Raw genomic sequence first — 14649 nt, 5'->3', positions numbered from 1 at the left:
TGGAGGGTATTGCTAGAGCTTTACCTTCACAGTTTCCCATGCCTTACGGACTGCGTCATGCTCGCGTGAGCCGGCGCCGAAGAGTTCCTCCGCCGACGCGACCGTGGCTTTCGCAAAGCGGCCGAACGTGCAGGTGGCGGGCAGTGAGCCGCTGGTCAGCGTGTTGTACCAGATCTGTCCCGGAGCTTCCCAGGCATTGCCACCCAGCTCCAGGGCAAGAAGGGAGAACGCCCGGTTGGGGATGCCCGAATTGATGTGGACACCGCCGTTGTCCGCGGTGGTGCGGACGTATTTGTCCATGGAGTCCGGTTGCGGATCCTTGCCGAGAACGTCGTCGTCATACGCAGTACCGGGTGCTTTCATGGACCGGAGCGCGGTGCCGTGGACGGCGTCGGTGAACAAGCCCTCGCCGATGAACCAGCTGGCCTCGGCAGCAGTCTGCTTTTTGGCATACTGCTCCACGAGTGCCCCGAAAACATCCGACATGGATTCGTTGAGCGCTCCGGCCTGGTTCCGGTAGGCGAGTGCTGCCGTGTATTGGGTGACGCCGTGGGCGAGCTCGTGTCCGATCACGCTGAGCGACTTGGTGAACCTCTGGAAGATCTCGCCGTCGCCGTCACCGAAGACCATTTGGCCGCCGTTCCAGAAGGCATTGTCGTACAGCTCGCCGTAATGGACGGTGGCGTCGAGTTTCAGGCCGGCGCCGTCGATCGAATTCCGGCTGAACGCCTCCGCATAAAGGGCGTGGGTTCCGCCGAGTCCGTCGTAGGCTTCATCGGCGGCTGCGTCGCCCGTCGCCGGGCCTTTCTCCTTGCGGACGGCCTTGCCCGGCAAGGCTTCGGTGGAGCCGGCGTCGTAGATGGTGCGCTTGGGCGGGCCGGGCTTCGCCTGGCGCGCAGTGGGCACCGGGGCCGGCACCGGAAGCGAGCGGACCGCTTGGAGGTTCTTGATGTGGAGCAGGGATTCCTTGGCCGCCCGCGCAATAACGCGCAGGCGGGGCTCATGTTGGGCCGCCAGCCTTCGCAGCATGTACGGCGGAACGATGGAACAGATCACGGCGAACCCTTTCGTACCTCGTGGACGGGTACGAACAGCTTAGGAGCGGCCACCGACTTTTTAGCCGGCCCGCTGCGGCATGTCCCGGATCACGACGGCGGGTGGGCCCCGTGCGGGCACGCCGACTGGTCTGTAACCCAAAACCGGCAACGCGGCCGGGCAAAGAAAAAACCCCGCCGGTTCCTTGAACTGGCGGGGTTTTCTGTTGTGCCCTCGATAGGATTCGAACCTACGGCCTTCTGCTCCGGAGGCAGACGCTCTATCCCCTGAGCTACGAGGGCATCCGGGGCTCCCGTCCGTTGCCGGAGGGACGTCCATGAGCTTAGCAGGTCACCGCGCCGCAACGGAAAACGGGTGCGGGCGAGCCGTCAGTAGCCCGCGAAAGCGTCCACATGGATTCGTCGGGCTCCGGCGTGGCGGGCGGCCGAGCGAAGGGCGTCCACGTTTGCCGGAGACCCGGAGACGTACACGTCCCGTTCGGCCACATCGGGGATGAGCGCCCGCAGGGAGTCGCCATCGATGCGGCTCCGCCCGGCGTCGTGCATGAACGACGGCGGGAGGGAACCGTCCGAAAGCCGGGCGATGACCCGTGCCCCCGAGGCCTCGAGGACATCGCACCCGGCGAGTTCGGCGGCGCTGGGGGCGAGATACAGCACGATGATGTCCCTTCGTGCTGAGTCGCCGGCAGCCAGCTGGGAAAGGAAAGGTGCAATCCCGATTCCCGCCGCGATGAACAGCAAGGGTTTGCCGGCGTCGGGCGGGAGGACGAAGTCGCCGCCCACGGCGGTTCCATGGACGCACTGTCCAGGCTCAAGCGCGAGCAACACGCGCTTGGCTGCCGAGACGGGTTCCGCCGTGCCGACGCCGAATGTCATCTCGGGCGAGTCAGGCGCGCTGGTGATGCTGAACACCCGTCGCCGCCCTTTGCCGTCCGAGCGCGAGTGCGGAAGGTTGAGCTCCATGAACTGCCCCGGAAGGAAGCGGACGGGCCGTCGTGGCTCAAAACGGAACTCGGCGGTGAAGGGGGTCAGGGGACGCGAGCCCTTGAACGTCAGCACGATTCCGCCCCGCTGCCCCACAAGGAACGCGAGGAGGTTTCCAATGAGCAGAGCGAGTTCCGGCGAGTTGGCGACGCCCGCCACGTTGTAAGGCACCGCGAACAACAAGGCCACGACGGCGGCCAGCGCCACCTGCTGCCAACGGCGGGGAGGCAAGGTAAGTGGTTCGGTGAGCATGAAGCCGACGAAAAACAGAAGCGGCTGCTGCGCGATCGGTTGCCACACGGCGGGTCCGAAGGTCATGCCGCCCCGCAGGAGCAAGACGCACACCACCGAGACCGCCACCACCAGGAAAGTGCAGGCCATGAGCACCTTCAGCGTCCGGTACAGCACCAGCAGCACGCCGGGCACCAGGAGCCACAGCATGGCCGGGGTTGCTGCCCACCACGTGGCGATGTTCAAGCCGGTGAGCCCCGCGATGAAGGCGCCCGCGGCGGCGGGATTGAAGATGTGCCGCCCGCGGAAGGCCAATACATACTTCGTTGCCGAGGCCAGGACGCACGCCACGGCGACTCCGGCGAGATCGAGGACCTGGACCGAGGGAACCAGCTCAGTGGGCCAGAACAGGAAGTACAGCAAAAGGCCCGTGATCAGCGAGGACTCCGAATGCGGCCGGACCTGGAAGAGCATGGCCACGAGCCGGTTGGACGCGTACGTCAGGCCCAGGCACAGCACAAGGTGGACCAGCATTTCAGGCAGCCCGAAGGTGAGCCAGCCCAGCGCGTTCAGCACCAGGCTGTACACCGCAAGCACGCCAAGGACCCAAAGAATCAGCCGGTACATCGTGAAATGGCCGAGCCAGGCATCCACGCGCGCTTTGATGGCAATCATGTGAACAGTGTCCCTTCGAAGCCGGCCGAATAGGCGGCATGTCCGTCCGAATAGACCTTGAGCCAGGAGAATTCGAAGTCTGTCTCCAGCACCGGCGGATCAACCATGAAGAGTGCTGTGGCCAGGGCATCGGCTTCCATTGCCGTCGCAGCCGTGGTCCACGTGGCCACGACCGTCTCGATGGGGCGCCCGGTGGCGCCGTCGAGGACATGGTGCAGGCCGTCGCCCCACGTCCGGCGGTTGGCGGCGGAAGCGCACAACGCGCCGTCGCGCAGTTCGACGACGCCGATCGCCTGGGTGGGGTCGTAGGGGTGTTCGAGGGCCACGCGCAATGGTTCCGTGCCGGAATGGAGCATGTCGCCGCTCGCATCGACCAGGAACTCCGCGGTTCCCGCTCCGCGCAGGACCGAGGCCAGAAGGTCCACCAATTGGCCCTTTCCCGCAGCGCCGATGTCCAGGACCACGGGAGCGGAAGCGGAGATCGACGTGCCGCTCCATACGAGGACGTCTTCCCAACGCGGCGCCGGCACCGGATGGCCGAGGGGCCGCAAAGCGTAGTCTGCGCCATAGCCCAGGCGCTCGAGGCTGCTGCCAATGAGCGGAGTCATGGCACCGTTGCTGAGGTGGTATAGCTTTTTGAAAAGCTGTTCCAGCTTGCCGGCCCCGGCCGGAAGGGTGACGGTGCCGGGTTCACGGGCGAGCACTGCAATCAGGGAGTCGTCCCGGAAACGCGAGTAGCTTCGGTCGAAGTCCTCCACGACGCCGAGCAAGCCGGCGCGCACCCGCTCCGGGAGGTCCTCCGGCGTCGAGATTTCCCACGTGGTCCCGATGCCGTCGAAGCTGAAAACGCTCCAGCCCGTGAGCGTCATGCCGCTATTTGGCCTCGGACTTGATGGTTTCCACGGCCTTGTTGAATCCTTCGCTCGTCAGGGAGGAGCCCGCTACTTTCGAGACGTTGATCTCGTCCAGTTTCTTGCCGACAACCTGCGCGGCGATGCCGTTCTTGAACTGTCCCTGGAACTCCTGGGTGTTCGGGTTGTTGGCATGGACGGTGATGTCCACAGCGGAAATGGTGTTGCCGGCCAAGGTCAGTTGAACGCCGACGGTTTCGCCGCCGTTGGGTGAAATGTAGTCACCGTCCGCACTATAGGTTCCGTCCTTGTACGGGCCGGAAATCGAGGAGGTCTTCTGCGGGGTGCTGCCTTGGGCCGAAGGGGCGCAAGCTGCCACCGAACTGGCCAGGGTGAGGCCGGCGGCGCCTACCAGGAGGCCCTTGCGGAGTGGCGTAGTCATGGTTCTGCTCGTTTCAACTGGACTCGAAAAGGGTCAATGCATAGTGCTCCAGGCCGTGGGCCGATCACACGATTGACGTTGATTTCAGCCTATCGGTTCAGTCTGGGAGCTCTACTGGGCGAAGCTGGGCGTCGGCTGGGTGCGCGCTGGTGCCCGCATGTGCGCATTGCCAAGCATAAGAATTCCACCAGTTGCAAGCCCCACCGGTAGGCTAGACGGGTGACTCCCGAAGAACTCTCAGCCGCCATATCCGCCTGCCTGAAAGACGCTGTCGCCGCTGGCGAGCTTGCGCTTTCCGAATCTGCCCTCCCCGAGGACGTGCGCGTGGAGCGACCCAAGAACCGGGAGCACGGCGACTGGGCCACCAACATCGCCTTGCAGCTTGCCAAGCAAGCCGGGACCAACCCGCGGGAATTCGCCACGATCCTGGGCAAGCGGCTCGAAGCGATCGACGGCGTCACCGCCGTGGACATCGCTGGCCCCGGCTTCCTTAACATCACCGTGGACGCGGCCACCGCCGGCGCGCTGGCCAAGGTCATCGTCGAGGCGGGAAGCTCCTACGGAACCAACCAGGCGCTCGCAGGCCATGTAGTCAACATGGAATTCGTCTCGGCCAACCCCACGGGGCCGCTGCACATCGGCCACACGCGATGGGCCGCACTGGGCGATTCCATCGCCCGCGTCCTCCGCGCCTCCGGTGCGGACGTCACCGCGGAGTACTACATCAACGACGCCGGCTCGCAGATGAACGTTTTTGCGAACTCGGTGCTCTCCCGCCTGCACGGACGCGGCGTTCCGGAGGGCGGCTACCCGGGCGAGTACATCCGGGAACTCGGCGACGAGGTCCTCAAGGCCCACCCGGCAATCCGCGAGCTGACCGACGAGGCAGCGCTGCCGGTCATCCGCGCCGCCGCCTACAAGGCCCAGATGAAGGACATCAAGGACACCCTGGCCGGATTCGGCGTGGCTTTCGATGTCTTCTTCTCCGAGCAGGAACTGCACGACGGCGGCGCGATCGAATCCGCCGTCGCCCGCCTCCGGGAACAGGGCCACGTGTTCGACGACGGCGGGGCAGTCTGGCTGCGCACCACGGACTTCGGCGATGACAAGGACCGCGTGATGATCCGTGCCAACGGGGAACCCACGTATTTCGCCGCCGACGCCGCGTATTACCTGTCGAAGAAGGACCGCGGCTTCACGGAGAAGATCTACCTGCTCGGGGCCGACCATCACGGCTACATCAACCGGCTCAAGGCCATCGCCGCCTGTGCGGGCGACGATCCCGAGGTCAACATCGAGGTCCTGATCGGACAGCTGGTGTCGGTCAACGGCGCCAAGCTGTCCAAGCGCGCCGGCAACATCATCGAGCTCAAGGACCTTATCGAGTGGCTCGGGAAGGACGCTGTGCGTTACTCGCTGGCGCGCTTCCCCGCGGATTCGCCGCTGACACTGGACCCGGAGCTGCTGAAGAAGAACAGCAACGAAAATCCTGTGTTCTACGTGCAGTACGCGCACGCCCGTTCCCGGGGAACGGCACGCAACGCGATCGACGCCGGCGTGGACCACAGCGCGTTCGACGCGTCGCTGCTGGACCACGCGACCGAAAACGAGCTGTTGTCCTACCTCGGCAGCTACCCGTCCATCGTGGCCAAGGCCGCGGAGCTCCGCGAGCCGCACCGTGTGGCCCGCCACCTCGAGGTCATCGCCGGTGCCTACCACCGCTGGTACGACGCCTGCCGCGTTTCGCCGCTGGGCGATGAAGCCGTCCAGGACGTCAACCGCACGCGGCTGTGGCTCAACGACGCCACGAGCCAGGTGCTGGCGAACGGACTTGAACTCCTCGGCGTTTCAGCTCCGGAACGGATGTGATCAGCGTGCAGAACAACGCCCCCGCCTCGCCCCTTGCGCCCGGATGGCTCGCCGTGCCGGAAGACCTGAACGCGCTGCACGCGCCGATGTGGGCCGAAGGTGTCCGGAGGAACGACGACGGCGAACTCGCCATTGATGGCGTTCCCGTCAGCGAACTCAAGGCTCAGTTCGGCACCCCGCTGTTCGTCATGAGCGAAGGCGATTTCCGGGCCCGTGCCCGCTCCTTCAAGCATGCCTTCGACGAAGCTTTCGAGGACATCTGCGGGGGAGTGGATGTCTATTACGCCGGAAAGTCCTTCTTGTGCACTGCCGTGGCCGCCTGGGTGGCGGAAGAAGGCCTGCGCCTGGACACGTGCTCCGGGGGAGAACTCGCCGTCGCGGCGCGCGCCGGCATCGACGGTGCCCATCTGGGACTGCACGGCAACAACAAGTCCGACGCCGAAATCAACCGCGCACTGGACATGAAGCTCGGCCGCATCGTGGTGGACAGCCTCGATGAGCTTGAGCGGGTTGCCAAGGTAGCCTCCGGCCGCGGCGAGACGGCGAAGGTCATGCTGCGGCTGACTCCCGGCGTCCACGCCCACACCCACGAATTCATTGCCACGGCCCACGAGGACCAGAAATTCGGTCTCTCCATGGCCGGGGACACTACCGAGTCGGCCGGCCTTTCGGCCGCCGAAGAAGCCGTCGCGGCGGCCACCTCGTACTCCAACGTGGAACTCCTGGGCCTGCACTGCCACATCGGTTCCCAGATCTTCGAGCCCGACGGCTTCGCCCTGGCAGCCGAGAAGCTGCTGGGATTCCTCGCAGCGATGCAGGCGAAGTACTCCATCGTCCTGCCGGAACTGGACCTGGGCGGCGGCTACGGCATCGCCTACACCCCGGTGGACACCCCCCGCCCGCCTGCCGAGATCGCGCAGGCGATGGCCGCCGTCGTACGCTCCACGTGCGCTGGGCTGGGGATCACCCCGCCGCGCATTTCGATCGAACCGGGCCGCGCGATCGTGGGCACCAGCACGTTCACCTTGTACGAGGTGGGAACGCTGAAAACTGTTCGAGTGGACGCACCCGCGGGTGCCGAGGCCAAAGAAAACGTTACGTTCCCGCGCCGCTATGTGTCGGTGGACGGCGGCATGAGCGACAACGCCCGTCCGGTGCTGTACGACGCGGATTATTCGGCCATTCTCGCCTCGCGGGCCTCGGGTGCCGCCCCGCAGCTGTCCCGAGTAGTGGGCAAACATTGCGAGAGCGGCGACATAGTTGTTAGAGATGTATATCTGCCCGAAGACGTGGCAGCCGGTGATCTGCTCGCTGTACCGGGAACCGGCGCTTACTGCTGGGCCCTCTCAAGCAACTACAACTATCTGGCCAGGCCTGGCGTTGTCGCTGTGCGCAATGGATCCGCCCGGCTGATCGTCCGCGGGGAAACCGAAGAAGATCTCTTGAACCGCGACATGGGAGTGGCGAATGTCTGAAGTGCGAACCCTGAAGGTGGCCCTGCTGGGCTGTGGCAATGTCGGGGCCCAAGTAGCGCGGATTCTCCTTGACGACGCCGACGCCCTTGCGGCCCGCACCGGCGCGCGCTTGCAGTTGTCCGGCATCGCCGTGCGAAACATCGATTCAGAGCGCGACGTCGAACTGCCGCGCGAACTGTTCACCACCGACGCCGATACCCTGGCCAAGGACGCCGACCTGGTGATCGAGCTCATGGGAGGCATCGAACCGGCCCGTTCGCTCATCCTGACTGCCATGCAGAATGGTGCCTGCGTCGTGACCGGGAACAAGGCGCTCCTGGCACAGGATGGCCCGACGCTCTACGAAGAAGCCGACAAGGCCGGCGTCCAGCTCTCGTATGAGGCCGCCGTCGCCGGAGCCATTCCGATCCTGCGCCCCATCCGCGACAGCCTCTCGGGCGACCGCATCACCCGGGTCCTGGGCATCGTCAACGGCACCACCAACTTCATCCTCGACCAGATGGACAGCACCGGTGCGCAGTTCGCCGACGCGCTGGCCGAGGCCCAACGCCTCGGATACGCTGAAGCCGACCCGACTGCCGACGTCGAAGGCCATGACGCCGCGGCCAAGGCCGCCATCCTTGCGTCGTTGTCCTTCCACACGCGCTTCGCGCTCGAAGACGTCTACTGCGAAGGCATCACCAAGGTCAGCGCGGCTGACATTGCCGCCGCGAAGGAAGCGGGCTTCGTCATCAAGCTTCTCGCCATCGCCGAGAAGATCACCAGCGCAAACGGCGACGACGGCATTTCGGTCCGCGTCCACCCCACCCTCCTGCCCCGCGAACACCCGCTCGCAGCAGTCCGTGGTGCGTTCAACGCAGTCTTCATCGAAGCCGAGAATGCCGGCGAGCTGATGTTCTACGGCCAGGGCGCCGGCGGAACCCCCACGGCGTCCGCCGTCCTGGGCGACCTCGTTTCGGCCGCCCGCCGGGTGGTGCTCGGCGGTCCCGGCCGCACCGAGACCACCACCGGCTACGTGCCCGCGCTGCCGATCGACGCCTCCACGACGAGCTACTACATCGGCCTCGACGTCGCCGACCAGGCCGGAGTGCTGGCCCGGATCACCCACATCTTCGCGGAGAACGGCGTGTCGATTGAGATCATGCGCCAGACAATCCACCGCGACGCCGGCTCGAAGGTTGAGTCGGCCGAGCTGAAGATCGTCACCCACCGCGCATCCGAAGCCGCACTCGCGGCAACCGTCGAGGCCGTCAAGGGCCTGGACGTCATCAATTCTGTGACATCCGTCCTGCGGGTAGAAGGGGTCTAAGTGGCTCACCAATGGCGCGGAGTAATCCGCGAATACGCTGATCGTTTGCCTGTGACGGAAGCCACGAAGGTCATTACCCTCGGCGAGGGCGGAACCCCGCTGGTCCACGCGCAGAAGCTCTCCGAACTCACCGGTTCCACGGTCTACCTGAAGGTGGAGGGCATGAACCCCACCGGATCCTTCAAAGACCGCGGCATGACGATGGCCATGACGGCGGCTGTCGAAGCCGGCGCCAAGGCCGTTGTCTGCGCCTCCACGGGCAACACCTCGGCCTCCGCCGCGGCCTACGCCACGGCCGCCGGGCTGAAGTGTGCCGTGCTCGTCCCCGAAGGCAAGATCTCCATGGGCAAGCTCAGCCAGGCGATCGCGCACGGTGCCACGCTCCTGCAGGTGGACGGGAACTTCGACAATTGCCTGGACATCGCCCGGAAGCTCGGCGAGTCCTACCCGGTGTTCCTCGTGAACTCCGTCAACCCGGCGCGCATCCAAGGCCAGAAGACCGGTGCCTTCGAAATCGTCGACGCCCTCGGAGACGCTCCGGACATCCACGTCCTGCCGGTCGGCAACGCGGGCAACATCAGCGCGTATTGGAAGGGCTACAAGGAGTACTCCGCGCCCTTCGAGTCCGCAACGGCCGGCACCCTTCCCGCCGTCTCCACCAAGACTCCGGCCATGTGGGGATTCCAGGCGGCAGGCGCGGCACCGTTCGTGGCAGGCCACCCCATCACCGAACCGGACACGATCGCCACGGCCATCCGCATCGGCAATCCGGCATCCTGGGACACTGCCATCGCGGCACGCGATGAATCCGGCGGCTTCATCGACGCCGTGACCGACGAGGAAATCCTCGATGCCCACCGCTGGCTCTCCGCCAAGGAAGGCGTCTTCGTGGAACCCGGTTCCGCCGCAGGCGTCGCCGGCCTCATCAAGAAGCACGCGGCCGGCGAGGTTCCCACCGGAAAGACGATCGTCATCACGGTCACCGGTCACGGACTCAAAGACCCGCAGTGGGCCCTCCGCACCGAAGACGGAAGCGACGTCCAGCCGGTCAAGGTACCGAACGACGTCGTGACCGTGGCATCCGAACTGGGACTGGAAGAAAACTAAGAGTGGAAACCACGCAGCCCACCGCGACGGGTCTCAAGCTTGTCGCGGCAGGCCAGCAGCTGACCGTCAGGGTCCCGGGCACCAGCGCCAACCTGGGCCCGGGCTATGACAGCCTCGGCCTGGCATTGTCGATCTACGACACCCTGACTGTCGAAACGCTCAGCACCGGAGAGCTCGAGTTCGAGCTCTCCGGCGAGGGATCCGAGTCCCTCCCTCGCGATGGCAGCCACCTCGTAGTGCGTGCGCTCACCATGGCCCTGGAACGCCTCGGTTTCCGGCACAGCGGCCTCAAGATCACCGCGGACAACGTCAATCCGCACGGCCGTGGACTTGGCTCCTCGGCGTCGGCCGTGGTTGCGGCCGTTACCGCTGCCAACGCCTTGGTCCCCGAATCCGCCCAGCGCGACCGCGAATGGATTCTGCAGCTCACGAGCGAGATGGAAGGGCACCCGGACAACGTCGCACCCGCGATTTTCGGCGGACTGGCCTTGTCGTGGCAGGACAGCGAGCAGTACAGCAGCACCCGTGCGGAGGTGGTCCCGGCGGTCATCCCGATCGTGGCCGTCCCCGACTACGAACTGTCCACCGAAACCGCCCGCGGGCTGCTGCCCGCTTCCATCGGCCACCACGCGGCAGCGATGAACGCAGGGCGTGCCGCCCTCCTGGTCCACGCTTTGACGTCCGATCCCCGTTTCCTGCTTCCCGGGACCGAGGATTACCTGCACCAGAGCTACCGCGCAGAGGCAATGCGGCCAAGTGCGGCGCTGATCAAGGCATTGCGGTCTGCGGGACATGCGGCCGTCGTTTCGGGAGCGGGTCCCACCGTTCTGGCGCTGGCCAACGGCGCGGACGAAGCCGGGGCGGTTGCGGAATTGATTAAAACGTTCACCGCGGACAACACACCGGACGTTGCGTGGCGCGTGATGACACTGGCAGTGGACGTTGAAGGTGCTAGAGTGGACTTGCACCGGCGGTAGAACCGCGGGCAGTTCCCTGACATTGGATCCCGGCTAGATGCCGTTCCCGTCTCCTACTGTGTCGAAGTCTGCCGGTGTCGTCTCCTTATCGGCCTGTCGCAGGTGCCACAGAACCCTTTCTGTTACCCGGACCGTCAGCCCGCGCCCCGCCCGCCGGAGCATCGAAGACGTATTAGTATCCGGCCCTGCTGAAACTAAACCGGCAAGGCCGAAATCACGGCTGCAGATCTGAACTGCAGTCCAGAACAAATCATCGCGTCCAGCTCCAGGTCTGGACGCCGTCGAGGGGGAAGGATCCTTCGTGACAGAAACCACTGAGCTGGCTTCAGCTGTGGACACCACATCTTCTGCAGCTGAATCAACGGCCGCAACCGCTAAGAGCAGCGGCCTTGCAGGCCTCAAGCTCGCGCAGCTCCAGGCTCTCGCCAGTCAGCTGGGCATTTCGGGCGGATCCCGGATGCGCAAGGGGGACTTGGTTTCGGCTATCTCGGCCCACCGCGCCGGTGCAACCACCAGCAAGGCTCCTGCCGCGGCCAAAGCCGTGGCAGCGAAGGCCGCGCCTGCATCCCCGGAAGCTGAGACCCCTGCCGCACCTGCCGCAGCATCCACCGAAGCCGCGGCGCAGGATGGCACCCGGGCACGTGGCCGTGGCCGTAGCCGCCGCGCCACGAGTGACGGCGTTGTTGCCGCTCCCGCCGCCGCGGAAGCCGCGGAGGCTCCCGCCGTCGTCGTCGAGGCTCCTGCAGCTCCTGCCGCCGAAGCAAGCGAGGCCGCCGGCGAACGCCGCCAGCCGCGCACGCGGAACCGTCGTCGTGGCGAGGCCGTTGCTCCCGTGGAGGCCGGTGAAGCCGGCGAGACCCGCGCTGCCGAGCAGCCGCAGGCCGAACAGCCCCGCACAGAACAGCGCCAGGCAGAACAGCGCCAGCCCGAGCAGCGCCAGGCCGAGCAGCGTCAGGCACAGCCGCGCCAGGGCGAACAGGCCTCGGCCGACGCCGGGGAATCCGGCCAGCGCGAACGCCGCGACAACACCCGTACGCGTCGCGAAGACACGAACGACGGCGATGACAGCGGCAACCGTCGCAATCGTCGCAATCGTCGCGACCGCAACGACCGTCCGGGTCCGCAGGACAACCGCGACAACCGTGACAACCGCGATGGAAACACCCGCAGCGACCGCTTCCGCGACCGCAACGAGCGTCGCCGGGGCCGCGGCCAGGGCCCGGACGTCGACGACGTCGAGGTCACCGAAGACGACGTCCTGCTGCCGGTTGCCGGCATCCTGGACGTACTGGAGAACTACGCGTTCATCCGCACCTCTGGCTACCTGCCCGGTGCCAACGACGTGTACGTGTCCCTCGCCCAGGTCAAGAAATACAACCTGCGCAAGGGTGACGCCGTCGTCGGCGCCATCCGCGCCCCGCGTGACGGCGAGGACCGCAACCAGCAGTCTGCGCGCCAGAAGTTCAACGCGCTCGTCCGCGTCACGTCGGTCAACGGCAAGACGCCCGAAGAGCTCAAGGACCGTGTCGAATTCGCGAAGCTCGTCCCGCTGTACCCGTCCGAGCGCCTGCGCCTCGAAACGGACCCCAAGAAGATCGGCCCGCGCGTCATCGACCTCGTGGCCCCGATCGGCAAGGGCCAGCGCGGCCTGATCGTCTCCCCGCCGAAGGCCGGTAAGACGCTCATCCTGCAGTCCATCGCGAACGCGATCACCACCAACAACCCTGAGGTCCACCTCATGATGGTGCTGGTTGACGAACGTCCCGAGGAAGTCACGGACATGCAGCGCACCGTCAAGGGCGAGGTCATTGCCTCCACCTTCGACCGTCCCGCCGACGACCACACCACGGTTGCCGAGCTTTCCATCGAGCGCGCCAAGCGACTCGTGGAAATGGGCATGGACGTGGTGGTCCTCCTGGATTCCATGACCCGCCTGGGCCGCGCCTACAACCTGGCAGCGCCGGCCTCCGGCCGTATCCTGTCCGGTGGTGTCGACTCCGCTGCGCTCTACCCGCCGAAGCGTTTCTTCGGTGCTGCGCGCAACATCGAAAACGGTGGCTCGCTCACCATCCTGGCAACCGCGCTCGTGGAGACCGGTTCCAAGATGGACGAGGTCATCTTCGAGGAGTTCAAGGGCACGGGCAACATGGAGCTCCGCCTGTCCCGCCAGCTGGCGGACAAGCGCATCTTCCCGGCCGTGGACGTCAACGCTTCGGGTACCCGTCGCGAAGAGAACCTGCTTTCGGCCGAAGAAGTCAAGATCATGTGGAAGCTGCGCCGCGTCCTGTCCGGACTCGAGACCCAGCAGAGCCTTGAACTCCTGACCAACAAGATCCGGGAGACCGGGAGCAACGTCGAGTTCCTCATGCAGGTACAGAAGACGACTCTTGGAGCCAAGTCGGATAACGACAAGTAGCTGTTTCAGGGGCGGGCGCTAGTTCGTTCGTGCGGTTGATTCCGCGCGGATGTTCAGCTCCCGCCCTTTCCCGTTGCAACGCGGGGTCACTTACGGCCCATGCCGGGGGTCAAGATGGGCCGGAAGTGACCCCGCGTCGCAGTTATTAGACTTGTAGAAGTCGAAAGAGGTTTGAAAATGTTTGAGTCCGTACAGGGATTGCTTGACGAACATGCCGCCATCCAGGCGCAGTTGAGTGATCCTGCCGTTTATGCCGACCAGGCTTTGGCCCGCAAGTTGGGGCGGCGCTCGGCCCAGTTGCAGGGCATCGTTGAGGCGTACAACCGTTGGCGCGGGCTCATGGACGATCTCGAAGCAGCCAAGGAAATGGCTTCCGAGGACGCCGAATTTGCTGCCGAGGTAGACGAAATCGAGGCGAAGCTTCCGGCAGCGCAGGAGAAACTGCGCAGGCTGCTGATCCCGCGCGATCCCGACGACGCCCGCAACGTCATCCTTGAGGTCAAGGGCGGCGAAGGCGGCGACGAAGCTGCGCTCTTCGCCGGAGACCTGCTGCGCATGTACATGCGTTACGCGGAGTCGCGCGGCTGGAAGACCGAACTCATCTCGGCCACGGAATCAGACCTGGGCGGCTACAAGGACGTCCAGATGGCCGTCAAGGGCAACTCGAACGATCCCGCAGAAGGCGTCTATGCCCGCTTGAAGTTCGAGGGCGGCGTGCACCGCGTCCAGCGCGTTCCCGTCACCGAATCGCAGGGCCGCATCCACACTTCCGCCGCCGGTGTACTCGTGCTCCCGGAAGTGGATGAGCCCGAAGAGCTCGAAATCAACCAGAACGACCTGAAGATCGACGTCTACCGGTCCTCGGGCCCCGGTGGCCAGTCCGTCAACACCACAGACTCGGCAGTCCGCATCACGCACCTCCCTACGGGCATCGTGGTGGCCATGCAGAACGAAAAATCCCAGCTGCAGAACCGCGAAGCCGGCATGCGCGTCCTCCGTGCCCGCATCCTCGCCCACCAGCAGGAGCAGATCGACGCCGAGAACTCGGCCCAGCGCAAATCCCAGATCCGTACCATGGACCGTTCCGAGCGCATCCGGACGTACAACTTCCCGGAGAACCGGATTGCCGACCACCGTACCGGCTACAAGGCCTACAACCTCGACGCCGTCATGAACGGCGACCTGGAACCGGTCATCCAGTCGGCCATCGAAATGGACGAACAGTCGCGCCTGGATGCCCTGGGCGAGTAGCAGCCTG

Annotated in this window: 11 protein-coding genes and 1 tRNA gene; 7 read left to right on the top strand and 5 right to left on the bottom strand. The window is 65.5% G+C overall.

Going from position 1 to position 14649, the window contains the following annotated elements:
- Positions 1 to 12 precede the first annotated feature (12 nt).
- From OIT41_RS13335 to OIT41_RS13315, 5 genes are all read right to left on the bottom strand, one after another.
- A complete protein-coding gene (locus tag OIT41_RS13335) occupies positions 13 to 1029 on the bottom strand; it encodes a M4 family metallopeptidase (RefSeq protein ID WP_264637961.1) in 1017 nt (338 codons plus the stop codon).
- Positions 1030 to 1264: 235 nt separating this feature from the next.
- Positions 1265 to 1337: transfer RNA gene (locus OIT41_RS13330), tRNA-Arg, on the bottom strand.
- A gap of 87 nt (positions 1338 to 1424) precedes the next feature.
- Complete coding sequence (locus tag OIT41_RS13325) at positions 1425 to 2945, bottom strand: FAD-dependent oxidoreductase (RefSeq protein WP_264636605.1); 1521 nt, start codon at positions 2943 to 2945, stop codon at positions 1425 to 1427.
- Positions 2942 to 3814 (bottom strand): FAD:protein FMN transferase, encoded by an 873-nt coding sequence (locus OIT41_RS13320; RefSeq protein WP_241707398.1) that lies wholly within the window; start codon positions 3812 to 3814, stop codon positions 2942 to 2944. Before OIT41_RS13320 ends, OIT41_RS13325 begins: the two co-directional genes overlap by 4 nt.
- Before the next feature lie 4 nt (positions 3815 to 3818).
- On the bottom strand, positions 3819 to 4238 hold the full coding sequence (locus OIT41_RS13315; protein ID WP_078108462.1) for a hypothetical protein: 420 nt from the start codon (positions 4236 to 4238) through the stop codon (positions 3819 to 3821).
- A gap of 219 nt (positions 4239 to 4457) precedes the next feature.
- Between OIT41_RS13315 and argS the strand changes: the two genes are divergently transcribed.
- The 7 genes from argS (at position 4458) to prfA (ending at position 14642) form a co-directional block, all read left to right on the top strand.
- Positions 4458 to 6107: an arginine--tRNA ligase gene (gene argS / locus OIT41_RS13310; RefSeq protein ID WP_241707399.1), complete on the top strand. Its 1650-nt coding sequence runs from the start codon at positions 4458 to 4460 to the stop codon at positions 6105 to 6107.
- Positions 6108 to 6112: 5 nt separating this feature from the next.
- A complete protein-coding gene (lysA, locus tag OIT41_RS13305) occupies positions 6113 to 7582 on the top strand; it encodes a diaminopimelate decarboxylase (protein WP_241707400.1) in 1470 nt (489 codons plus the stop codon).
- The gene (locus tag OIT41_RS13300) at positions 7575 to 8891 is read left to right on the top strand and encodes a homoserine dehydrogenase (protein WP_241707401.1); all 1317 of its coding nucleotides are present in this window, start codon (positions 7575 to 7577) and stop codon (positions 8889 to 8891) included. Before lysA ends, OIT41_RS13300 begins: the two co-directional genes overlap by 8 nt.
- Entirely contained in the window at positions 8892 to 9998 is a 1107-nt protein-coding gene (gene thrC / locus OIT41_RS13295; RefSeq protein ID WP_078108465.1) for a threonine synthase, read from the top strand. It abuts the gene before it with no gap.
- Between the two features lie 2 nt (positions 9999 to 10000).
- A complete protein-coding gene (gene thrB / locus OIT41_RS13290; protein WP_264636604.1) occupies positions 10001 to 10975 on the top strand; it encodes a homoserine kinase in 975 nt (324 codons plus the stop codon).
- 301 nt (positions 10976 to 11276) lie between these two features.
- Complete coding sequence (gene rho / locus OIT41_RS13285; protein WP_264636603.1) at positions 11277 to 13391, top strand: transcription termination factor Rho; 2115 nt, start codon at positions 11277 to 11279, stop codon at positions 13389 to 13391.
- 177 nt (positions 13392 to 13568) lie between these two features.
- Positions 13569 to 14642, top strand: coding sequence for a peptide chain release factor 1 (prfA, locus tag OIT41_RS13280; protein ID WP_028264759.1), 1074 nt, complete (start codon positions 13569 to 13571; stop codon positions 14640 to 14642).
- The last annotated feature ends 7 nt before the right edge of the window (positions 14643 to 14649 follow it).

This window comes from Arthrobacter sp. YA7-1, from assembly GCF_025960325.1.
Taxonomy (GTDB): Bacteria; Actinomycetota; Actinomycetes; order Actinomycetales; family Micrococcaceae; genus Arthrobacter; species Arthrobacter bambusae_A.
Note: the sequence above shows the minus strand (reverse complement) of the source record. Positions and strands in the feature narration are given on the sequence as shown.

What these genes read in the sequence shown, in the direction of transcription:
- OIT41_RS13335 (WP_264637961.1), bottom strand. Translation starts at nt 1,029, where the DNA reads ATGCTGCGAAGGCTGGCGGCCCAACATGAGCCCCGCCTGCGCGTTATT.
- OIT41_RS13325 (WP_264636605.1), bottom strand. Translation starts at nt 2,945, where the DNA reads ATGATTGCCATCAAAGCGCGCGTGGATGCCTGGCTCGGCCATTTCACG.
- OIT41_RS13320 (WP_241707398.1), bottom strand. Translation starts at nt 3,814, where the DNA reads ATGACGCTCACGGGCTGGAGCGTTTTCAGCTTCGACGGCATCGGGACC.
- OIT41_RS13315 (WP_078108462.1), bottom strand. Translation starts at nt 4,238, where the DNA reads ATGACTACGCCACTCCGCAAGGGCCTCCTGGTAGGCGCCGCCGGCCTC.
- OIT41_RS13300 (WP_241707401.1), top strand. Translation starts at nt 7,575, where the DNA reads ATGTCTGAAGTGCGAACCCTGAAGGTGGCCCTGCTGGGCTGTGGCAAT.
- prfA (WP_028264759.1), top strand. Translation starts at nt 13,569, where the DNA reads ATGTTTGAGTCCGTACAGGGATTGCTTGACGAACATGCCGCCATCCAG.